The 21,538-nt window shown below is 71.2% G+C and carries 17 protein-coding genes; 9 read left to right on the top strand and 8 right to left on the bottom strand.

Going from position 1 to position 21,538, the window contains the following annotated elements:
• Position 1: 1 nt before the first annotated feature.
• Positions 2 to 2,038, bottom strand: coding sequence for an aldehyde ferredoxin oxidoreductase family protein (locus VIS07_00940; protein ID HEY8514061.1), 2,037 nt, complete (start codon positions 2,036 to 2,038; stop codon positions 2 to 4).
• Between the two features lie 198 nt (positions 2,039 to 2,236).
• Here VIS07_00940 and VIS07_00935 point away from each other — a divergent pair, with 198 nt between their 5' ends.
• Complete coding sequence (locus tag VIS07_00935; protein HEY8514060.1) at positions 2,237 to 2,743, top strand: hypothetical protein; 507 nt, start codon at positions 2,237 to 2,239, stop codon at positions 2,741 to 2,743.
• A gap of 37 nt (positions 2,744 to 2,780) precedes the next feature.
• Here VIS07_00935 and VIS07_00930 read toward each other — a convergent pair whose 3' ends face one another.
• Positions 2,781 to 3,881, bottom strand: coding sequence for a hypothetical protein (locus tag VIS07_00930; GenBank protein ID HEY8514059.1), 1,101 nt, complete (start codon positions 3,879 to 3,881; stop codon positions 2,781 to 2,783).
• A gap of 218 nt (positions 3,882 to 4,099) precedes the next feature.
• Between VIS07_00930 and VIS07_00925 the strand changes: the two genes are divergently transcribed.
• The 3 genes from VIS07_00925 (at position 4,100) to VIS07_00915 (ending at position 7,815) form a co-directional block, all read left to right on the top strand.
• Positions 4,100 to 5,104 carry an NAD-dependent epimerase/dehydratase family protein gene (locus tag VIS07_00925; GenBank protein ID HEY8514058.1) on the top strand — a complete coding sequence of 335 codons (1,005 nt, stop codon included), beginning with the start codon at positions 4,100 to 4,102 and terminating at the stop codon, positions 5,102 to 5,104.
• Positions 5,105 to 5,223: 119 nt separating this feature from the next.
• Entirely contained in the window at positions 5,224 to 6,489 is a 1,266-nt protein-coding gene (locus tag VIS07_00920) for a DUF1329 domain-containing protein (GenBank protein HEY8514057.1), read from the top strand.
• A 120-nt stretch (positions 6,490 to 6,609) separates the two neighbouring features.
• Positions 6,610 to 7,815 (top strand): cytochrome P450, encoded by a 1,206-nt coding sequence (locus VIS07_00915; protein ID HEY8514056.1) that lies wholly within the window; start codon positions 6,610 to 6,612, stop codon positions 7,813 to 7,815.
• 170 nt (positions 7,816 to 7,985) lie between these two features.
• Here VIS07_00915 and VIS07_00910 read toward each other — a convergent pair whose 3' ends face one another.
• Complete coding sequence (locus tag VIS07_00910; protein ID HEY8514055.1) at positions 7,986 to 9,044, bottom strand: Zn-dependent alcohol dehydrogenase; 1,059 nt, start codon at positions 9,042 to 9,044, stop codon at positions 7,986 to 7,988.
• 278 nt (positions 9,045 to 9,322) lie between these two features.
• On the opposite strand from VIS07_00910, the gene VIS07_00905 reads away from it, so the two are divergent.
• The 3 genes from VIS07_00905 to VIS07_00895 all read left to right on the top strand — a co-directional run bounded on the left by VIS07_00905 (position 9,323) and on the right by VIS07_00895 (position 13,287).
• Positions 9,323 to 10,297: a WYL domain-containing protein gene (locus tag VIS07_00905; protein HEY8514054.1), complete on the top strand. Its 975-nt coding sequence runs from the start codon at positions 9,323 to 9,325 to the stop codon at positions 10,295 to 10,297.
• Between the two features lie 191 nt (positions 10,298 to 10,488).
• The gene (locus VIS07_00900; protein ID HEY8514053.1) at positions 10,489 to 11,805 is read left to right on the top strand and encodes a patatin-like phospholipase family protein; all 1,317 of its coding nucleotides are present in this window, start codon (positions 10,489 to 10,491) and stop codon (positions 11,803 to 11,805) included.
• A 27-nt stretch (positions 11,806 to 11,832) separates the two neighbouring features.
• Positions 11,833 to 13,287, top strand: coding sequence for a wax ester/triacylglycerol synthase family O-acyltransferase (locus tag VIS07_00895; protein ID HEY8514052.1), 1,455 nt, complete (start codon positions 11,833 to 11,835; stop codon positions 13,285 to 13,287).
• Between the two features lie 94 nt (positions 13,288 to 13,381).
• Here VIS07_00895 and VIS07_00890 read toward each other — a convergent pair whose 3' ends face one another.
• Positions 13,382 to 13,993 carry a carboxymuconolactone decarboxylase family protein gene (locus VIS07_00890; protein ID HEY8514051.1) on the bottom strand — a complete coding sequence of 204 codons (612 nt, stop codon included), beginning with the start codon at positions 13,991 to 13,993 and terminating at the stop codon, positions 13,382 to 13,384.
• A 215-nt stretch (positions 13,994 to 14,208) separates the two neighbouring features.
• Entirely contained in the window at positions 14,209 to 14,712 is a 504-nt protein-coding gene (locus VIS07_00885) for a flavin reductase family protein (GenBank protein ID HEY8514050.1), read from the bottom strand.
• A 178-nt stretch (positions 14,713 to 14,890) separates the two neighbouring features.
• Between VIS07_00885 and VIS07_00880 the strand changes: the two genes are divergently transcribed.
• Complete coding sequence (locus VIS07_00880; GenBank protein HEY8514049.1) at positions 14,891 to 15,613, top strand: DUF4239 domain-containing protein; 723 nt, start codon at positions 14,891 to 14,893, stop codon at positions 15,611 to 15,613.
• Positions 15,614 to 15,699: 86 nt separating this feature from the next.
• Here the strand turns inward: VIS07_00880 and VIS07_00875 are convergent, their stop codons facing one another.
• Positions 15,700 to 15,900, bottom strand: coding sequence for a hypothetical protein (locus VIS07_00875; protein ID HEY8514048.1), 201 nt, complete (start codon positions 15,898 to 15,900; stop codon positions 15,700 to 15,702).
• Between the two features lie 302 nt (positions 15,901 to 16,202).
• Between VIS07_00875 and VIS07_00870 the strand changes: the two genes are divergently transcribed.
• A complete protein-coding gene (locus VIS07_00870; GenBank protein ID HEY8514047.1) occupies positions 16,203 to 17,354 on the top strand; it encodes an acyl-CoA dehydrogenase family protein in 1,152 nt (383 codons plus the stop codon).
• A gap of 19 nt (positions 17,355 to 17,373) precedes the next feature.
• Here VIS07_00870 and VIS07_00865 read toward each other — a convergent pair whose 3' ends face one another.
• Together VIS07_00865 and VIS07_00860 are read right to left on the bottom strand one after the other, a co-directional pair.
• Complete coding sequence (locus VIS07_00865) at positions 17,374 to 18,510, bottom strand: CoA transferase (GenBank protein HEY8514046.1); 1,137 nt, start codon at positions 18,508 to 18,510, stop codon at positions 17,374 to 17,376.
• A gap of 81 nt (positions 18,511 to 18,591) precedes the next feature.
• On the bottom strand, positions 18,592 to 21,342 hold the full coding sequence (locus tag VIS07_00860) for a PQQ-dependent sugar dehydrogenase (protein ID HEY8514045.1): 2,751 nt from the start codon (positions 21,340 to 21,342) through the stop codon (positions 18,592 to 18,594).
• Positions 21,343 to 21,538 lie beyond the last annotated feature (196 nt).

The raw sequence follows: 21,538 nt of genomic DNA, 5'->3' as shown, positions 1-21,538 counted from the left end.
CTCACCCGTCGACGTACCCGGCGAGGAGCTCGCTCATGCCGAGCCGCTCGGCGCGCTCGCGCGACAGGTGGCCGGTGACCGGGTTCCAGCCCATGGCGCGGTAGTAGTCCTCCTTGAGCTGGATCAGCGGCACCTTGATGCCCTTGAGCGGGCCCTTCTGCAGGTTGCCGTCGCCCTCGCCGAGCATGCGCGGGTGCGGCTGGAAGTCCGACGGCTTGATGCCCTCGCGGCGGTTGAACGCGGCGCGCAGGTTCTGGATGCGCTCGCCGGCGAGCAGCAGGTCCTTCTCGGTCATGCCCCAGCCGGTGAGGGCGTTGACCAGATCGAGCCACGGCAGCCCGCCGGTCAGGTTGGTGAACATGCAGAGACCGAGGCCGTTCAGCACCTGGTGCGCGTTCGAGAAGTGCGCCTGCGCGACGCCCTTGCCCTCGGTGCCGTGCCACGCGACCGTGACCTCCTTTGGGTCGACCGCGTTCGGGATCGGGAACTTCGAGTTGAAGGTCTCGTTCCACGACGCGCTGCCGGCGGTGTGCCGTCCGGGCGTCGGATCGGCGATGTAGGTGACGCCCATCAGCGAGGTGAAGCGCGAGTCGTGGTAGGCCGGCTCCTGGCCGTGCACGTGGATCGCGAAGCGCTCGGCGCCGCGTCCGATGTGCGCCGCGGCGCGCGCGCTGCCGTGACGCAGCCAGGCGCCGCAGCCCTCGCCCTTGCCCATCTTGATGGTGAGCGCGAGCGCCGCTTCGCCGTTGCCCCAGCGCATGTCGATGCCGTCGAGGTCGTCCTTGGTGAGGATGCCCTCGTCCATCAGGTCGCAGACCCAGGCGAGCGTCGCGCTCGCGCTGACGGCGTCCATGCCGTAGCGGTTGCAGGCGTCGTGGCAGGCGGTGACGATCTCGAGGTCGTCGTTGAGCAGGTTCGCGCCGAAGCCGACGATCGTCTCGTAGTCGGGACGACGCACGTCGGAGAGCCCGCGCTTCTTCACCGCGACGATGCCCTTGCACGGCATCGGGCAGTCGCCGCACGACAGCTTCTTGGTGATGTACTTGTCGACTTCCTTGCCATCGAGCTTCCAGCCCTTGCTCGCGAGCGGGAAGTCGACCGCGCCGACGCCCTTCCAGTTCTTGATCGGCGCGTCGCCGTTCTCGACGCTGATCGCGACCGCGCCGGTCGTGCCGCGGTCGCTCCACAGCTGACGCATCGCCTGCGCGGGCGCCTCGACCTTCATCCCGAGGCGCGTCATCAGGCGATACATCCAGCCCATCCAGCGCTTGGGCTTGGTCATGTAGACCATGAAGCGCATCCGCCACGAGAGCGCGCTCTTGTACTCCGCGGTGATCTGCTGGCAGAGCTCGCGGAAGCGCTTCGGATCGGCGATCGGCACCTCGCCCGAGCCCGAGACGACGATCGCCTTCAGGTTCTTGCTGCCGTAGATCGCGCCGAAGCCCTGGCGGCCGAACGCGTGGTAGCGGTCGTTCATCACGCTCGCGATGCGCGCGAGCTGCTCGCCGGCGGGACCGATCGCGCTGACGCCGACCTCCGACTTGCCGCCGTAGCGCTCGCGGAGCGCGTCGAACACCGGCGGGATCTCCTGACCCCAGAGGTCGCCGGCCGGATCGAAGCGCACCTCGCCGTCGCGCACCACGAGCACGGTCGGCTCGCTCGCCTTGCCGGTGACCAGCAGCGCGTCGTAGCCCGCTTTCCGTAGCTGGATCGCGACGCTGCCGCCCGAGTTCGAGTCGGCCCAGGTGCCGGTCAGCGGCGACTTGCCGACGATCTGGATGCGGCCCGAGAACGGCGTCCGCGCGCCGGTCAGCAGCCCGGACACGATCGCGAAGCAGGCCTCGGGCGCGAGCGGATCGGTTCCCGGCGGGAAGTGGCGCCACATCAAGTATGCACCCAGCCCGTAGCCGCCGAGGAACATGCGGTAGACCGACTCGTCCAGCTCTTCCGTCCGGCTCGTCCGGGTGGTGAGATCGACGATCAGCACCCGACCATGGGTGCCGTAGCGTCCGTTACCGCGAGGCGATTGCTCGGTCATCTGCCGTCCTCCGCGCGAGACTGTACCCGGAATCTCGACGCGCCGTAAGGGCGCGGCAGCGAGGCGCGAGGGGGACGCGAGGCTCATGGAGGACAGCGGCTGTCGGCGACGACGACTAACCCGGCGAGGGTCACCATTTGGGTGATGCGCGCGCGCCTCGTCCGCGGCACGCTCGCCCCCATGGCCAGGGAATCAGCAATGGTCTCCGAGTCCGAAAACGAGTCGTCCTACGCTCGCTACGCCGCCGCGTATCGAGAGGCGGCTGGCCGCGACCCGCGCGACTTCCCGTTCGGCTACCTCGCCGGCGACCCGGCGAGCGGAGCACGCGGCTGCTTCGTGTGGTTCGCGACAACGGGCGAGCTGATCGACTTCATGATCGATACCGAGGTCGGCCTGCTGCAGTTCGACGAGCCCGACGCGAACGTGATCGCCGCGGGCATCCGGCGCGTGATGGCGCGCACGTTCGACCTGTCGCGCGCCCCGCGCGACGAGCTCACCGAGGCCTTCTGCGGCTGGTGCGAGATCCTCTGGCTCGGCACCTTCGGGAACCTCTGCTCGCGCGGCGGCGACGTGCAGACCAGCGTCCGTCTCGCGTTCCGTCGCGCGCGCTCGCTCGGCGAGCACGCGGGGCCGATCGCCGACGACGAGGTGGACGCCTTCGTCGAGTTCCTGCGCGAGCTCGCCATGGCGAGCGTCGAGCTCTGAGCCGCGCGCCGCGCGCGGCTCTCGCGGGCGCGCGCGGCTAGTGCTGCGGATCGGGCTTGCTGCCGAACCAGATCACCGCGAACTCGCCCTTCATCGCGGCGCCCATCGCGGGGAAGGGATCGTACTTCGCCCACGTCTGCTGGTTCAGCAGCACCGCGCGGTGCGCGGGGCTGCTGGTCATGAAGTCGAGCACCATCTGCGGCGTCGCGTACCAGCCGCGGTAGGCGAGCTCGAAGCCGTTGCCGGTGTAGCGGACGTAGCCGAGGGCCGAGCTGATCTCGCCCGGCTTGTTCCACATGCAGCTCGCCTGCGAGTGGCTGTCGTCGTAGCAGCAGCCGCTCCACATCGAGCTCGACGACCAGCTGTGCAGGTTGCACGGCGGGGTGGGGAGGTTGGGGTTCTGCGCCAGGTCGTGCACGTGCGCGCCAGCGACCGCCATCATCGTCGGCGTCACCGGGACCGGCGCCTTGCCGTGCGCGACGCGGTACTGGTTGACGAGCTGCGCGAGCTGCGCGCCGCCGGATCCGGTCGGGAAGGGCTGCGGCCCCGGCGCGGTCGGCTGCGGGGTCGGCGTCGGGTGCGGGGTCGGCGAGGGCGCGGGGTTGCAGAGCCCGCTGTCGCGATCGTCGAGCAGCAGGTCGCCGTTGGTGTCGGCGGCGTCGATGCAGTGGGTGAACCCGAAGCACGGGTGCTTCGTCTGCTTGCCGTTGCCCACGCAGCGATCGCCCGGCGCCTTGATCGCGCACGAGACCTTGCCGTTGCTCGCGCGACGTACGCAGGGCGCCGCGTTCGCCTCGGGCTTGCGGCCGCACACGGAAACCGACTCGAGGCGGCGCACCTGGCTGCGACACTGCGGACGCAGCGCCCCGCTCGCGACGCCCGCCTCGACGACCTCGCGCACGCAGCGCATGTAGGCGCCGCGTGCGCGATCCTTCGAGCCGTCGAAGCGCGAGCACGGACAGCTCGCCGCGATCGCGACGCGCAAGTCGGCGATTGCAGCCGCGTCGGTCTCGCGCCACGAGCCCGTCAAGCAGCCGGATGCGCCCCAGGCCGGCGTCGTCGACGTGGCCAGAAGGGCAACGACGAGCGGAACGGACAGGAGCGGCGCGATCGCGGCCAGCCAGCGGGCTCTCATCATCACCTGCACCTCCGGACCTTCGCTGCCAAAGCGCGACGTCCGCGCCCGTGGTGCGCTGGGTCGGGGCCGGACCGCGTCGCGCGTTTATCGCGACCGAGCAAGCGGCGGTCAAGGCAGAAACCGCTTCCGGCCGCGCCGTGGGCACGATCCGTCGGGCACCACGGCCGGAGGGGCGCGATCCTCGCCCTTCTCCCGGCAGTCGTGGTAAGCGCGCGCCGGTGGGAATCGCCCTCGTCACCGGAGCGACCGGCAACGTCGGCAACGCGATCGCGCGTGCGCTGCTCGCGGAGGGCCGCGCGGTGCGCGCGCTGGTGCGCGATCCCGAGCGTGCGCGGCCGCTGCTGCCGTCCGCGTGCGAGCTCGTGCGCGGCGACGTCACGGCGCCCGAGACGCTCGCGCCCGCGCTGCGCGACGTCGAGGTCGTGTTTCACGCGGCGGGACTGCCCGAGCAGTGGCTGCCGGATCCGACGACCTTCGAGCGCGTCAACGTCGGCGGCACGGAGAACGTGCTGCGCGCCTCGCGCGAGGCCGGCGTGGCGCGCTTCGTCTACACCAGCACGATCGACGTCTTCGCCTGGCGTCCCGGCGTGGCGTTCGACGAGTCGATCCTCGACCCGCAGCCGAAGCACACCGCGTACGAGCGCTCCAAGCAGGCGGCCGACCGCATGGTGCAACGTGCGGTCGACGAGGGAGTGCACGCCGTGTTCCTGCACCCGTCGGCGGTCTACGGCACGTCGCCGACCACCTCGCCGGGCGTCAACGATCTCTTGAAGCGCCTCGTCGCGGGCGAGATCCCGCTGCTCTTGCCCGGCACGATGCCGATCGTCTTCGCGGACGACGTCGCGCGCGGGCATCTGCTCGCCGAGCGCGCCGCGCCCGGAAGCCGCTACATCCTCAGCGAGTCGGTGTGGACGCTGCCCGACCTCGCGCGCGAGATGGCGGCCGCGGTGCGCGACGTGCTCGGGATCGAGGTGCGGCTGCCCGGCGTGCTGCCGGTGTGGGTGGCGCGCGGCGTGTCGATCGCGACCGAGGCGCTGTCGAAGATCACACGGCGCCCGCCGCTGCTGCCGGCGGGACAGCTCGAGTTCCTGCTCTCGGGCGCGACACCGGTCGCGGATCGCGCTCGACGTGAGCTCGGCTGGAGCCCGTGCAGTGCACGCGACGGCTTGCGCGCCACCGTGCGCTGGCTCGCGGACCGCGGCGAGATCCCGCGCGCGCGTTGACCTTCGGCGTGACGCGCTCTAGAAACGCCCGTTCGCGCGCCACGGGGGGCTGGGGCACTTGCACACCGTAGCGCCAACGCAGTAGCTCGTGAAATAGGATTCGCCCCTGGAGGGAGACGATGACGCCAATTCGTTCTCGATGGATGCTCGCCGTGGCGCTGCTGCTGACGGCCTCGGTGAGCCACGCCGCTAATCCCGGCGAACGCTACGACGCCTCGAACGTCGACAAGATCGCGGACCTGATCTCGCCCGGCGTGCGGTGGTGCGTCGAGCGCGGCATGCCGATCACGATCGTCGAGACGAAGTCGATCGCCATGCCGAAGCGCTACCTCGAGGCGACGGAGAAGTACTCCGGTCAGGTGCGCCTCTCGGCCGATGGGCGTCGCGTCGAGAACTACACGGCGGGTCTGCCGTTCCCGAACATCGACCCGAACGATCCGCAGGCGGCGATCAAGATCATGTGGAACTACGACTACAAGCCGCTGATCACGGACGACGTCGACCTGCGGAACTTCGACGCCGACACCGGCACCATCGGCACCGGTGGCAGCGAGCTGTCGATCGAGCGCCACTTCCTGCTCGACCACCTGCGCGCGATGAGCTTCATCGGGCGCCTGTTCGTCGACCCCAAGCCGGAGTTCACGCCGAACCCCGACGGCGTGCGCTCGAAGCAGGGCCTCTACCCGATCCTCGAGCCGTTCGACCTGAAGGGCGTCGGCACGATCTCGTACCGCTACCTCGACCCCGACCGTCAGGACGACACCTGGCTCTACCTGCCGTCGCTGCGTCGCGTGCGCCGTCTGTCGTCGGCGCAGCGCTCGGACGCGCTCTTCGGCCAGGACACCGACGTCGACAGCTACTACGGCTACGCCGGCAACCCGGCCTGGTTCGACTGGAAGCTGCTCGGCGAGAAGGAGATGCTCGGCGTCTTCCACGCGCAGAACTTCCCGGTGAAGTGGGCCGAGGGCAGCGCGAACTTCGCCTTCGACGACGTCTGGGAGAAGCGCAAGGTCTGGGTGATCGAGGGCACGCCGAAGATGGCGCAGTACGCGTACTCGAAGCGCCTGATCTGGATCGACAAGGAGACCTACGCGGTCCTCTACTCGGACATCTTCGATCGCGCCGGCAACCTGTGGAAGGTGTGGCTGAACGACTTCAGCTTCCGCAAGCAGGCGTTCCCGGGCGCGTCGATCACCTACGAGGACGAGATGGGCTTCCTGCCCGCGATCGTCATGGTCGACATCCAGGCGGCGCACGCCACCAAGGCGAGCCTCCCGAGCCCGCGCTTCCCTGGCGAGCAGGGCTGGTACTTCAACCAGGGTGCGAAGAGCGGCACGACGCCCGACTACTTCACGGTCGCGGCGATGATCTCCGCCGGCCGCTGATCCATCACGCTGCTCGGGGGCTCCGACGCGGAGCCCCCGAGCACGCTTTCCCTCCGGAGCGCCGCCCGGCGTCGCGGCGCTTTGGTTGACAATCGCCGGCAAAGGGAAGAAGCCCGACCCATGCCGGCGCAGCCCGACGCCGCCCTCCCGCCCGATCCGTCGTTCGCGCCACCGCTCGCCGATCCGCACTTTCACGCCGGCGATCCGTTCGACGTCTACCGCGCGCTGCGCGCGGCGCCGACGCTGCACCGCCACGCGGAGCCCGCGTTCTGGGCGGTGACGCGTCTCGAGGACGTCGTCGCGGTGTCGCGCGACCCCGAGACCTTCTGCTCGAGCCGCGGCACGCTGCTCTCGGACATCTCCCGGCCGATCATCCCGCGGCAGTCGGTCCTCTACATCGACCCGCCGGAGCACACGAAGTACCGCAAGCTCGTGCAGCCGGCGTTCTCGCCGGGGCGTCTGCGCGCGCTCGAGCGCTGGATCCGCGACACGACGCGCGCGCTGCTCGACGCGATCCCCGACCCGAGCAGCGTCGAGTTCGTGTCGGCGTTCGCCGCCGAGCTGCCGCTGCTGGTGATCGCGGAGATGCTCGGCGTGCCGGGCTCGGATCGCGATCGCTTCAAGCGCTGGTCGGACGCCACGATCGCGGCCGGCACCGATCCGACGCCGGAGAACATGGCGCAGTCGGCCGAGCTCTTCGAGTACTTCGCGGCGGCGCTCGCCGAGCGCCGCGTGCGTCCCGGCGACGACGTGCTGTCGACGCTGGTCGGCTCGGAGATCGACGGCGAGCGGCTCTCCGAGTTCGATCTCTCGAGCTTCTGCTTGACGCTGCTCGTCGCCGGCAACGAGACGACGCGCAACCTGCTGTCGCACGGTCTGCACGCGCTCGCGACGCACCCCGACGAGCTCGCCCTGCTGCGCGCCGACCCGAGCCTCCTGCTGCGCGCGGTCGAGGAGATGCTGCGCTGGGGGAGCCCGATCCTCGCCTTCATGCGCACCGCGACGCGCGACGCCGAGGTGCGCGGCACGCGGATCCGTGAGGGCGACCGGCTCTTCCTGATCTACGCCGCGGCGAACCGCGACGAGAGCGTGTTCGGCGACGACGCGGAGCGCTTCCGGATCTCGCGCGACGCGAGCCGGCACGTCGCCTTCGGCTTCGGCGAGCACTTCTGCCTGGGCGCGGCGCTCGCGCGCATGGAGGCGCGGATCGCCTTCGAGGAGCTGCTCGCGCGCTTCACGCGCTTCGAGATCGTCGGCGAGATCGAGCGCGTGCCGTCGATGATCGTGCGGGGCATCGAGCGCCTGCCGGTCGCGCTGCGCGCCTGAGCGCGTTTCGCCGCGTGGCACGCACGGGACGGCTCGCCGCGTCGTGCGCGGGACCGGGGCGCCAAGACGCACGCGGCGCGCGCCGCCGGGTGAGGCCGGGCGACGCGCGCCGCGCAGAGCGAACGAGCAGGGCGCGCCGCACGACGTGGCGCGCCCGCCGAGGTCGGAGATCAGTACGTGATGACGCTGCGGATGACCTCGCCCGCCTCCATCGCCTTGAACGCGGCGTTGACGTCCTCGAGCTTGATCTTCTTCGACACCATGTGCGTCGTGTCGAGGCGCCCGGTCTCGATCAGGTCGATGAAGCGCTGGAAGTCGCGCCGCACCTGCGCCGAGCCGTACTTGCTGCCGAGCACCTTCTTCTCCTCGTAGAAGAGCTGGAAGGCGGGCAGGGTGACCATCGCGTCGGCGCGCGCCATGCCGACGATGCACACCGTGCCGCCGTTGCGCGCCATGTTGTAGGTCGTGACGATGGTCTCGGGCAGGCCGACGACCTCGAACGCGTAGTCGACGCCGCGGCCGCCGGTGAGCTCCTTCACCTGCGCGACGGGATCGCCCTGCGCCGGGTCGACCGTGTCGGTGGCGCCGAACTTGAGCGCCTGCTCGCGCTTCATCGCGACCGGGTCGACTGCGATGATGCGCGCCGCGCCGGCGATGCGCGCACCCTGCACGACCGCCTGCCCGACGCCGCCGCAGCCGAGCACCGCAACCGTCGAGCCGGGCTGCACCTTGGCGGTGTTGAGCGCCGCGCCGACGCCGGTGGTCACGCCGCAGCCGATCAGCGCGAGCTGCTCGGCCGGGATGTCGGTCTGGATCCGCACCACCGAGTGCTCGCTGGTGGTGACGCGCTCGGCGAAGGTGCCGAGGCCGGTCATGCAGATGTAGGGCGAGCCGTCGGGACGCGTCCCGCGCGGCGTCATCATGATCTGCTGCTCGAGCTCGCAGTGGTTCGACTGGTCGTGCTGACAGAACCAGCACGAGCCGCAGGCCGGGATGAACGACGCGACGACGCGGTCGCCCTTCTTCACCTTGGTCACGTCCTTGCCGACCTCGACGACGCGGCCCGTGCCCTCGTGGCCGAGCACCACGCCGGGCGGCAGCGGCACGTAGCCGCGCGCGAGCGACAGGTCGGAATGGCAGACGCCGCTCGCCTCGATCTCGACGACGACGTCCTGAGGCCCGGGATCCGCCGGCTTCAGGTCCTCGATCGCCAGTTGCTCGCTTCCCACGAAAACTGCTGCTCGCACGTGCTCACCTCGTTGTCTTGAAAAGTTGCGCCGCGCACGCGGCCGACGTCCCGGGCGGGACCGTGGTTCGTCGTCGTAGCAGGTTCCACGGACGGGGCGGAAGCGCAATGACGCGCCGTGCCAGACGCGAGCGCCGGGCAGCCACTTGCTCCGCCGCCGAGCCGCGTGCGACTTTTCTCGCCATGTCCACCACCGGGACGGCCCGCTCGACACGTCGACGTGCGCCCTCGCGCGCACCCAACTACGGCTCCGCCGGCCGCATGATGCGCGCCCTGGTCGCGATCCTGCGCGCGCCGCACGGCCGTGAGCTGTCCGCGCTCGCCGACGAGCTCGACGTCTCGCACAAGACCGCGGAGCGCTACGCCCGCGTCATGGTGAACGAGCTACCGGCGCCCGACGGGCTGCCGCTGCTCGAGCTGGTCAAGCCGAACGGACGGCCGCTGCTGCGTCTGCGCGGCTTGGCTGGCGCGGTCGACTCCACCGCGTACCAGGCGGCGTCGGTGTTCTTCGGGCTCGCGGCGTTGCGCGTGCTGCAGGGCACGGTCGTGCACGACGGCGCGACCGAGGTCTGGGACAACTTCAAGAAGAACTTGCCGAGCGACACCCGCAGGCTGCTCGAGCACGTCGAGCGCAAGTTCTTCTACGTCCCGTTCGCGGGCAAGAGCTACGCGAAGCTCGACGACCACATGGACACCATCCTGCGCTCGGTGCTGAAGCAGGAGGTGCTCGACATCGACTACCGGCACGCGAACCGGCGACGGACGAAGCACCGCTTCTCGCCCTACACCGTGGTGCTCTACCGCGACGCGCTCTACCTGCTCGGCGCTTCGAACCGGCACCAGAAGCCGATCTACCTCGCGGTCGACCGCATCGAGAACGTCAGGCGGACCGGCGAAAAGTTCGCCCTGCCACCGAACTACTCGCCGCGCGCGCTCACCGACGGCGTGCCCGGCATCTGGTCGGGCCCCGAGACCACGGTGTCGCTGCGGCTGCGCGGTCGCGCGGCGGAGCAGATCCCCGAGCGCCTGATCCACCCGTCGCAGATCTTCACCGAGCTGCGCGGCGGCGAGACGCTGATGCGCATGACGGTGCGCGGCTGGCAGGAGCTCGCCTGGTGGATCCTGTCGTGGGGCCCGGACATCGAGGTGCTCGAGCCCGAGGATCTGCGTCGCTTCGTGAAGCGCACGCTGCAGGCGGCGGCCGCCGTGTACGCGCGTCCGGCGCGCGCTAGCTGACGCGACCGGTGCTCGCGCGTGCCGCGTGACGTGGCAGCGGTCGCGCGTCGACTGACGCGAGCGCTGCCCGCGCGCGCGGCAGGCGCTGCCGAAACGCGCGGCACACGCCGCGCGAGCGCGCAGAATTTGCCCGTCGCGGCACGCGTTTCTCGCGTCGCCGCGTGGCTCGGGCGTTGCTTCGCTGTCGCGTCGTGCTCGGTCTCGTCCTCACCGCGGGCGGCGCGCGAGGTGCCTACCAGGCTGGCGTCCTGAAGCGGATCGGCGAGATCCCCGCGCTGCGCGACGGGCCGTCGCCGTTCCCGATCGTCACCGGCGCCTCGGCGGGCGCGATCAACGGCGCCGCGATCGCGGCGCGCAGCGACGGCTTCGGCGAGGCGACGCGCGAGCTCGCGCGTCTGTGGTCCGAGCTGAGCGTCGAGCAGGTGTTCCGCACCGACGCATCGTCGCTCGCGCTCGGCGCGCTGCGCTTCGCGCGCGACCTGGCGCTCGGGCCGCTGCTCGGCAGCACCGTGACGCAGTCGCTGCTCGACGCATCCCCGCTGCGCGCCTTCCTCGCGCGCGTGCTGCCGCTCGACGGCATCGCGGACGCGATCCGCGCGGGCCACCTCTACGCGGTCGCCGTGCTCGCGACGAGCTACCACTCGGGGCGCTCGTTCACCTTCGTGCAGGGGCGTCCGGGACATCCGGTGTGGGTCAAGAGCCGGCGCGTCGTGCTGCCGGTGCGCTTGACGGTCGACCACGTCGCGGCGTCGGCGGCGATCCCGATCGTCTTCCCGCCGGTGCCGATCTCGTCCGCGGTCGGCGACGTCTACTTCGGCGACGGCGCCTTGCGCTTGACGACGCCGTTCAGCCCGGCGATCCGTCTCGGCGCCACGCGCGTGCTCGCGATCGGCATCCGCTCGCCGCGCGCCGCCGACGCGCTCTGGCAGGAAGAGCTCGGCGTCGCCGACCCGTCCGGCGTGCACGCGCCCGGCATCCTCGCGCCGCCGCTCGCGCAGATCTGCGGCGTGTTCCTGAACGCGATCTTCCTCGATCACCTCGACAGCGACCTCGATCACCTGAAGCGGATGAACGAGCTGGTCGCGACCTACGGCGCGCACGCGCCGTCGGCGGAGCAGGCGGGGTCGCAGGTGCGCGAGCCGATGCGCATCGTCGAGCCGCTCGTCGTCTGCCCGTCGGAAGACCTCGCGCTCGTCGCGCAGCGCTTCGCGCACCGCATGCCGCGTCTCGTGCGCCTCATGCTCGAGGGGCTCGGCACGCCCGACGCGCAGAGCGCCGACATGATGAGCTACCTCCTGTTCGATTCCTTCTACACCCGCACCCTGGTCCAGATCGGCTACCGCGACGCGAGCGAGCGCATCGACGAGATCGAGGCCTTTCTGCGCGAGGCGCAGGAGGCGAGGCAGCGCGCGAGCGCGGACGACGAGCCGCGCGCGAGCGCAGACGACGCGATGGACACGGGGGAGGCGGCTGCGGTCGACGGCGCCGCGGAGCGCGCGGTCGGCTGAGGGAGCCGGTCGCGCTGGGGAGGAATCGTGAACGAAGGACGTTACGTCAGGCTCTCGGGCCTCGACCACGCGTTCCTGCACTTCGAGAGCGAAGCGGCGTACATGCACGTCGCATTGACGGCCGTCTTCGAGGCGGGCTCGCTTGCGCGCGCGGACGGCGGCATCGACATCGCGCGCATCCGCGCGCACGTCGCAGGGCGTCTGCACCTCTTGCCGCGCTACCGGCAGCGCCTGCACTACGTGCCGCTGACCAACGATCCCGTGTGGGTCGACGACGCGGACTTCGACCTCGACTTCCACGTCCGGCACAGCCACCTGCCGCGTCCGGGGAGCGAAGCGCAGCTCAAGACGCTGGTCGCGCGCCTCCTCGAGCGTCCGCTCGATCGCCGCCGCCCGCTCTGGGAGATGTGGTTCATCGAGGGGCTGCCCGGAAACCGCTTCGCCATGCTGTGCAAGGTCCACCACTGCATGGTCGACGGCATCGCCGGCATCGACCTGCTCGCGGCGCTGCTCAGCCCGACGCCCGAGGCGCGCATCGAGCGGCCGCGGCCGTGGACGCCGGCGCCGCCGCCGACCTCGGCGCAGCTGCTGCGCGACGAGCTGCGCCGCCGGCGCGACGCCTCGCTCGACGCGCTCCGCGGCCTCACCTCGCTCGGCGGACGCGACGTCCAGTCGCTCGGCGCGCGGCTCGGCAGCCTGTGGAGCCTGCTCAGCACCGGCGTGCGCGGCGCGGCGCCGACGCCGTTCAACGCGCCGATCGGCCCGCACCGCCGCGTCGAGTGGCTCGGCTTCGACATCGCCGAGATGAAGGCCGTCAAGCAACGCCTCGGCGGCACGCTCAACGACGTCGTGCTCGCGACCGTCACCGGCGCGCTGCGCCGCTACCTCGCGCACCACGGCGCCGGCGTCGCCGACGGCGAGCTGCGGGCGCTGATCCCGGTCAGCACGCGCGCGCCGAGCGAGCGCGGCGAGACGGGCAACCGCGTCTCGGCGTGGCTCGCGCCGCTGCCGATCGACGAGGCGCGGCCGCTCGAGCGCTACCGGCGCATCCGCGCCACGACCGAAGCCTACCGCACGAGCCACCAGGAGCGCGGCGCCGAGGTGCTGGCGAAGACCGCCGAGTGGACGACCGCGCTGCCGCTCGCGGCGGCGGTGAAGCTGATCGGCCGCACGCGCGCCTTCAACGTCATCGTCACCAATGTCCCGGGGCCGCCGGTGCCGTTCTACCTGCTCGACGCGACGATGATCGCGGGCTACCCGCACGTGCCGCTGTTCGAGAACCAGGGGCTCGGCATCGCGCTCCTGAGCTACGCCGGCAAGCTCTACTTCGGCCTGGTTGGCGAGTGGGACCTGGTGGCGGACATCGACCGGCTCGCGCACTGGGTCGAGGCGTCGTACGCCGAGCTGCGCGAGGCGGCCGACGTCGAGCCCGTGCGGCCGCGGTCCGAGCGCAGGCTGCGGCGCGTGCACGCGGTGGCCTGAGCGGGCGCGCGTCGCCGTCCTGCGTGAGGCGTGGCGTCTGCAGGATGCGTGTCGTCTGCAAGCGGTGGGGTGACGCGACGCCCGCGAGCCCGCGTCAGGCGGCGTCGTGCGCGACGGTGCGGACCGGCGTCAGCGGCGGCACGGGCCGCGCCGGCAGGGCGCACACGCCGTCCGCGCTGAAGCCCTCGGCGCCGTAGCCGAGCGCGTGGTTGATGCGCGCGCGCAGGTTCTCGTGCGCGATCGCCGCGGTGAGCTCGACGATCTGCGCCTCGTCGAAGTGCTCGCGCAGGCGCGCGAACTCGTCCTCGTCGATCACCACGGGCGTCGCGGTCATGCGGTCGGCGTAGGACAGCACGAGCTTCTCGAGCGGCGAGAACGCGTCGCTCCGGCGCCAGTCGTGCAGCTCGCGTACTTGACGATCGCTGACGCCCGCGCGGCGCACCAGCGCCGAGCCGATGTCGAGGCAGAACGGGCAGCCGACCAGCGAGGCGACGCGCAGCTCGGCGAGCTGCCGGAGTCGTGGGTCGACGCGGCGCGCGCGCTCCATGCCGACCTCGAGCGCGACCGTCGACGCGAGCACGGCCGAGCTCGTGGCGTAGCCGCGCAGCGGCTGCACGTCGCGTCCGAGCTGGCGGCGGACGTACCAGAAGACGAAGCGCACGAACGGATTGCGCGTGCGCGGCGAGGCACCCTCGATGCGTGGCATGCGAACCTCCATGCGAGGACGTCGCGCGACGCGGCATTGCGTCGTGCGCGCCCTCGACCCCACCACGCTCGAGAGACGCGCGAGATTACACGTTCTGGTCGAGCCGCTCGTGCGAGCCGCTCCGTCAGCGGCCTGGGCGCGCTCCTGCGAGCGCGCGCTCGCGCGCAGCGACGCCGCGCGGAGCACGCGACGCGCTGCGCGCCCGCGTCGGCGTCTCAGCCGCCGTAGAAGGTCTTCTCGCCCAGGTCCTTGAGCCACAGCGTCGCGTCGTCGGGACGCCCCTCGGGCTCCTTCGCGACGCCGGCCTCGACCACCTCGCCGACGAACACCGAGTGGTCACCGCGCTCGACGGTGTCGACCAGCTTGCACTCGACGTAGGCGGGCGTGCTCTCGAGGATCGGCGCGCCCGTGGATCCGGCGCGGAAGCGCTCGCCGGAGATGGTGTCGCCCGAGACCTCGGCGGGCTTGAAGAAGGTGAAGGCGAGCTTCTGCTGACCCTTGCCGAGCACGTTCAGCGCGAACGCGCCGGACGTCTTGATCACCTCGTGCGCCGCGGAGTCGGTCTTGACGCCGACCACGACCAGCGGCGGCGCGAACGACGCCTGGGTCACCCAGTTGACGGTCGCGGCGGCCACCTGGCCGTCGCTGGTGCGCCCGGTGAGGACGTAGAGGCCGTAGGGGATCATGCGCAGAGCGGTCTTCTTCGCGTTGGGGTCCATGGCTGCTCCTGAAATTGATCTGCGAATGGATCGTGCTCGCTGACCTTCTACGCCACGAGGGCCGTCGCCGAAAGCCCGTCGGCCAGCGCGACGTCGTGATCGGTGCTACAAGCGGCGCCGCGAGGGAGAGGAGGCGGCGGCGATGTGGCTCGAGGGCGCGTTGGTGGTGGGGTTCGTCGTGGCTTCGCTGCTCGCGCTCCTCGCGGTGCGCCGGCGCGTGCCGCTCGAGGCCCTCCAGGAGCAGCACGACGTCGCGGCGGCGTGCTTCGCGGTGATCGGCGGTCTCTGCGGCATCGTCGTCGCCTTCGTGATGGTGTCGTCGTGGGAGCGCTTCGAGGAGGCACGTGAGCGCACCGAGGTCGAGGCGGACGCGCTCGCGGACCTCTATCGCCACGGTGCGGCGCTGCCGGATCCGGGCGGCGCGCGGTTGCGCGAGCTGACGCTCGCCTACGCGCGCAGCGTGGTCGAGGACGAGTGGCCGGCCATGGTCGAGGGCCAGCCGAGCGAGAAGACCTACGGCATCTTCCGCGAGCTCTGGCGCACGCTGCTCGCCACGAACGCGAGCGAGGCGAAGGACGTCGCCGTCTTCCAGAACACGCTCGGCAAGATGGACGACCTGAGCGACGCGCGCCGCGACCGTCTGACGTACGCGCGCGTCGGGCTGCCGTGGATCGTGTGGGCGTTCCTGATCGGGTCGGGCGCCGTGACGGTCGCCTTCAGCTACTTCTTCGGGCTGCGTCAGATCGCATCACAGCTCATCATGACCGCGGCGCTCGCGCTGACGATCGCCGCCGCGCTGCTGCTGATCGCGGAGATGCAGACGCCGTTCACCGGCGCCGTGCAGGTGCCGCCGCACGGCTTCTCGCGCCTGCTCCAGAGCACGCACGAGGAGGCGCGCTAGCCTCGCTCCGGGCAGGCGGGCGAGGGCCCGCGCTGCGCCCGGGATTCAAGCAGAGAATCACTGGGCCCGCGCGGAACGCACGGCCTTCAGTCGAGCGGCCCTTCGACCGCGGAGCTCGGATCCTCGCCCCACTCGGCGAACGCGAAGCGGAAGTCGTCCCAATTCGTGACCAGCATCGCGGTCATGAGAAAGCCGAGCAGGGCGACGACCAGGGCGAAGAGCGTCTCCTGGCGGCGCGTGATGGTGCGCGGACGGGTCCGGCGAATGGTTGCGTGCCGTGCGATCATGGTTCTTCCGGGTCGGTGGGGGAGAGATCGGGTCTACGGTCGGGGGATGGGCAGCGCGACCACGCGGCCGCTTGGCCTCTCGAGTGGCTCCCTTTTCGCGTTCGCGTCGGTTGGAATCAAGTCGGTTCTCGACAAAAATTCGCGAAAGCGCAGTCTTTTCAGGTGCATGAAAGATCGGGCGGCGGCGCGCGCGCGCCGGCGCGTCCGTCCGGTCGGTCGCGAGCCGGCGTGCGCGCTGCCGGGCGGATCGCTAAGCGGACTCTCCGCTCACGTCATTCACACCTGCCAGGAGTTCGCCACGCATGCGTCGAGACGTCTTCACCGAGGACCACGAGATGTTCCGCGAGCAGTTCCGCCGCTTCGCGGAGCGCGAGATCGTCCCCAAGATCGAGGGCTGGAACGCGGCCGGGATGACCGACCGCGAGACCTGGCGACGCATGGGCGAGGGGGGCTTCCTCGGTGCGCACGCGCCGGCCGAGTACGGCGGCGCGGGCGGCGACTTCCTCTACGACGTGGTGGTGATGGAGGAGCTCGCATCGCTGCGCGCGCACGCGCTGATGATGTACCTGCACTCCGACATCTGCATGCCCTACATCACCGTCTATGGCAGCGAGGAGCAGAAGCGCCGCTACCTGCCGCGGGTGATCTCCGGCGAGATGGTGATGGGCATCGCGATGACCGAGCCCGGCACCGGCTCGGACCTCGCGAACGTCCAGACCCGCGCCCGGCGTGACGGCGACGGCTGGATCCTCAACGGCTCGAAGATCTTCATCTCGAACGGGCAGATCGGCGACCTCTTCGTCGTCGTCGCCAAGACCGACCCGGACGCGCGCCCGCCGCACAAGGGGATCAGCCTGTTCCTGGTCGAGTCGAGCTTCCCGGGCTTCGTGCGCGGCCGCAAGCTCGACAAGCTCGGGCTCAAGGGTCAGGACACGAGCGAGCTCGCCTTCGAGGACTGCCGCCTGCCGAAGGATGCGCTGCTCGGCCGCGAGGGCGAGGGCTTCCGCATGCTCATGGAGATGCTGCAGCAGGAACGGCTGTGCATCGCCGTGACCGCGCTCGCGTCGTGCCGTCGGTCGCTCGCCGACACCATGGCCTACGTCAAGGAGCGTCGGGCCTTCGGTCAGCCGATCGCGGCGTTCCAGAACACGCAGTTCAAGCTGGTCGAGCTCGCGACCCAGGTCGAGGTCGGACAGGCGTTCGTCGACAAGCTGCTCGCGGCGCACGTCCGCGGTGAGAACATCGTCACCGAGGTCAGCATGGCGAAGTGGTGGACCACCAACCTGCAGAAGCGCCTCACCAGCGAGTGCCTGCAGCTGCACGGCGGCTACGGCTTCATGACCGAGTACCCGATCTCGCAGGACTACGCCGACGCCGCGGTGCAGACGATCTACGCCGGCACCAACGAGATCATGAAGGTGATCATCGCGAAGCGGCTCGGGCTCGCGTCCTGAGCCGCGCGCGTCGCGTGCCTCAGGCCATCTCGGCGCGGATCGCGGCGCCGTGCTCGTCGAGCCGCGGCGCGCGCGGACCCGTCGGCGGATCCGCGTAGCCCGCGATCTTGATCGGGTTGCCCGGCGCCTTGAGCCCGTCGACCTCGACCAGCATGTTGCGCGCCGCGACCTGCGGGCTCTCGGCGATCGTCGCGACGTCGTTGATCGGCGCGCAGGGGATGCCGGCCTCCGTCAAGCATGCGAGCCACTCGGCGGCGGACCGCGTGCGCAGCGTGCGCTCGAGCTCCGACTTGAGCGCCGGCTCGTTCTCCGTGCGCCGCGCGTTGTCGGCAAAGCGCGGGTCGTCGGCGACGTCGTCGCGGCCGAGCGTCGCGCAGAGCCTGCGGAACAGCCCGTTCTCGCCGGCGCAGATGACGATCTGCGCGTCGGCGGTCGCGAAGGTATCGAACGGCGTGATCGACGGATGGCGGTTGCCGATGCGTCCCGGCGCGCTGCCGTAGGCCGCGAGGTGCATGAAGCCGTGCTCGAGGAAGCTCAGCATCGCGTCCAGCATCGCGACGTCGATGCGCTCGCCGCGGCCGGTCTGCTCGCGGCGGTAGAGCGCGGTCGTGATCGCGGCGACGGTGTAGACGCCGGTCGTCAGGTCGGCGATCGAGGCGCCGACCCGCGTCGGCGGTCCGTCGGGAAAGCCCGTCTCGCTCATCAGGCCCGACACCGCCTGGATCACGGTGTCGTACGCCGGTAGCCGGCTCCACGGACCGGTCTGCCCGAAGCCCGACGCCGAGGCGTAGATCAGGCGCGGGTTCTCGGCCGAGAGCGCGTCCCAGCCGAAGCCGAGACGGTCCATCGTGCCCGGACGGAAGTTCTCGACCAGCACGTCGGCGCGGCGCGCGAGCCGCAGCAGGACCTCGCGGTCGGCGTCGTTCTTGAGATCGAGCGCGATGCTCTCCTTGCCGCGGTTGATGAACTCGAAGTACAGCGAGCGCCCGTCGAGGAACGGGCCGAAGCCGCGCGCCGGGTCGCCGCGCGGGTGCTCGACCTTGATGACGCGCGCGCCGAGCTGCGCGAGCAGCAGCGTGCAGAACGGACCCGCGAGCACGCGGGTGAGGTCGAGCACGAGGATGCCGTCGAGCGGTCTGGGTGCGGACGCTTGCACGCGGCGCAGTGTCGCGACGGCGAACGGCGGCGTCAAACCGCGTGCGGCGCCGCGCTCATCGCGGCGCGCACCGCGATGCGCTCACTGCGGCGCGCACATCGCGACGCCGTCCTTGCGCCAGCCGTTCTGCGCCATCGTGGCGTAGACGCTCCAGCTCGTCGTGTAGCGGAAGTGCACCGCGCGCGCGCGGCGGACCGACGTCCGGTAGACCGGGTCGAAGCCGCTCGGACAGGCGCCGTTCTCGGGCGGGTAGAGGTAGAACGCGACCTCGTCGTTCCTCGGCGCGGGCTCGCCCCGCACGTGGCTCCGCACGTTGCGGAACGTGAGCAGGCTCGAGGTCGGGAGCCCGTCCTGCGATCTCGCGCGTACGACCGCGCGCGGTCCGGGGATCGAGTTCGCCGGTCGCCGCCACGCGGGGAACGAGTACCCGGTGCGCCGCCAGCCCGCGGGGCCGAGCGTCGCGAGCAGCGCCGCTTCCTCCTCGAGCGACGCCGCGAGCAGGTAGCGGTCGAGATCCGGGTGGTAGAGCTCGACCACCTCGACCAGGTCGCGCCCCGCGGGATGCTGCGGGTCGCGCGGCTCGGCGAGATCGCGGATCCACTCGCTCACCAGCCCGACGGCCGCGATGTCGACGACGTGCGGTCCGAGCGGCGGCATGCGCGGCAGGTCGGGCGCGCCCGCCAGCATGAGGAGCAGCGCGCTGCGCTCCGGGGCGCCGGGCTCGATCAGCGTGCCCCGTCCGCGCCGCGAGGTGAGGCCGATCGCGCTCTCCGTCTCGCGGTGCTCGAGGCTGAAGCCGAGCGTGGTCGCGAGGCCGCCCTCGGCCGAGTGGCAGTGCGCGCAGTTCGCGTGCAGGTAGCCGCGCGCGGCGGCGTGCAGCCAGTCGGCGCCGGCGACGGTCGGGGGCGGGGCCGCGTGCCGCGTCGAGAGCACGCCCGCGTCCTCGAGCGCGCGCACGGTCGCGAGACCGAGCTGCATCGGCTCGAAGCCGATCACGACGTCCGCCTGGCGCGCGTGGCAGGCGCGGCACTGCGCGACGCCCGGGATCTCGTAGGTGAAGCTCGGCGGCACGGCGCCGCGCACGCCGGACATCGCGAGCTCGATCGGGCGTCCGTCGCTCAGCGTCGCCTCGGTCTGCTCGGCGTTCCAGACGTAGGTGCCGAAGCGCCAGCCCTCGGGTCCCTTCTGCAGCACGCGCGTCTCGATCTCGCGCCGCGTGCCGTCGTGCCGCGTGTAGCCGAAGTGCTTGACGACCAGCGTGCCGACCGGGAACGTCCAGCGCTCCGGATCCGAGCTGTCGATCGACGTGCCGGGCGGCAGCAGCAGGAAGCGCTGCTTGTCGGCGCCGTCGCTCCAGAGCGCGAACTGCGGCGCGAAGGGGATCGCGCGCTCGAGCGGGGTGAGCTTCGGGAACTCCGGGTAGAAGCCCGTGTCGGAGAGGAACTTCGGCAGCGGGTTCGTCGGGTGGTCGACCAGCGGCGGACCGCCGATCGGCGGATCGGGCGGCGGCGCGACGTTCGGCCCCGTCAAGCGATGAATCTCGACGTGGCCGAGGTCGTTGCCGAGCAGGTAGACGTAGCCGTCGGGACCCTGCACCAGGCCGGGGATCAGGCCGTCGTAGTGCAGCAGGTGGCGGTCGGCGAGCACGCGGCCGTCCTCGCTGAGCAGCGCGCCGCGCACCCAGCCCTGCACGAAGTCGGTGTAGAGCAGGACGTCGTCGAGGTAGCCGTCGTAGCGGTCGCCCGAGTAGACGGGTCCGACGACCAGCGCGGTCACGTAGACCGTCCCCGGCGGGCCCGGCGTCGCCTCGGGATCCTCGTCGAGGAACGGATCGTCCTTGCGGTAGCCGTGGATCGGGTCGACGAAGCCGGCGCAGGCGTCGAGCGACGGCGCGAACGCCCAGCACGGTCCCTGGAAGATCGGCCAGCCGTAGTTCGGCGGGCTCGTCACCGGCGCGGTCGCGTTCGCGACGACGTTGACCTCCTCCCAGGCGGCGCCGTCGTCGGCGCCGACGTCGCCGATCACGAGCGAGTCGCCGAAGAACGTGCTGGTGAACGGATTGCGCAGGCCGCGCGCGACGATCACCGGCGGCTCGGCCCCGGTCGGGTCGACGCGCAGCACCTTGCCCCAGAAGCTGTCGAGCCTCTGCGCCTGGTTGTCCTGCAGGTTCTTGCCGCCGATGCCGCCGTCGCCGATCAGCACGTAGAGCTTGCCGTCGGGGCCGAACAGCGGGTTGCCGCCGTTGTGGTTGTGCAGGTGCAGCGGGTCGCTCGCGATCTGCGGCTTCGGCACCTCGAGCACGAGGTGGCGCGAATTCCAGATCCCCGCGAGGTTCGTCGGATCCCACGTCAAGCGCCAAATCTGAATGCCGCTGCGCGGCTTCGGGTTCAGGTGGACGTAGAAGAAGCGGTTGCTCGCGAACTGCGGGTCGAAGGCGATCCCGAGCGCGCCCTCGTTGTCGTGGAACTCGCCCGAGCGCTGGAACTCGGCGAGGCTGTTCGCCGACGGCACCGCGAACGCGCCGCGGATCGAGAAGTCGGCGCCGAGCCACACCACGGTGCCGGTGCTGAGCAGCAGCAGCGACTCGCCCGAGCCGTCGGGGAAGAACTCGAGGTCCGACGGTGCGATGCCGGGCGGCGGCTGCGGCGTCCCGGTGCTGAGGTCGGGGAAGGCGTCGACGTCGAAGCGCTTCACGAGCTCGAGGCGCATCTCGGCGCCCGGGGGAGGGGAGAGGAAGCTCAGCGAGCCGGCGCGCGACGGCGGTGCGAAGGCGAGAAGGAGCGTGACGACGAAGAGCACTGCCCGCGCGAAGGGCCAGGTGGAACCGCGCACGCGACCTCGCGTAGCAGACGCACGGGCGCCCTGCAGGCGCGGCGCACGACGCGCGCACGCGTCGCCTCGGCGTGCTTCCTTTCGACGGTGGAGCGGCAGCGTTCCCTCCTCGGCCAGGCGACCTCGGTCGATCGTCGGAGCATGTGGAAGATCGTCGGGTGATCGCCGGGCCGCGTTCGTAAGGACGCGCGAAGGG

It is taken from the genome of Candidatus Binatia bacterium (assembly GCA_036563615.1).
Taxonomy (GTDB): Bacteria; Desulfobacterota; Binatia; order UBA12015; family UBA12015; genus DATCMB01.
Note: the sequence above shows the minus strand (reverse complement) of the source record. Positions and strands in the feature narration are given on the sequence as shown.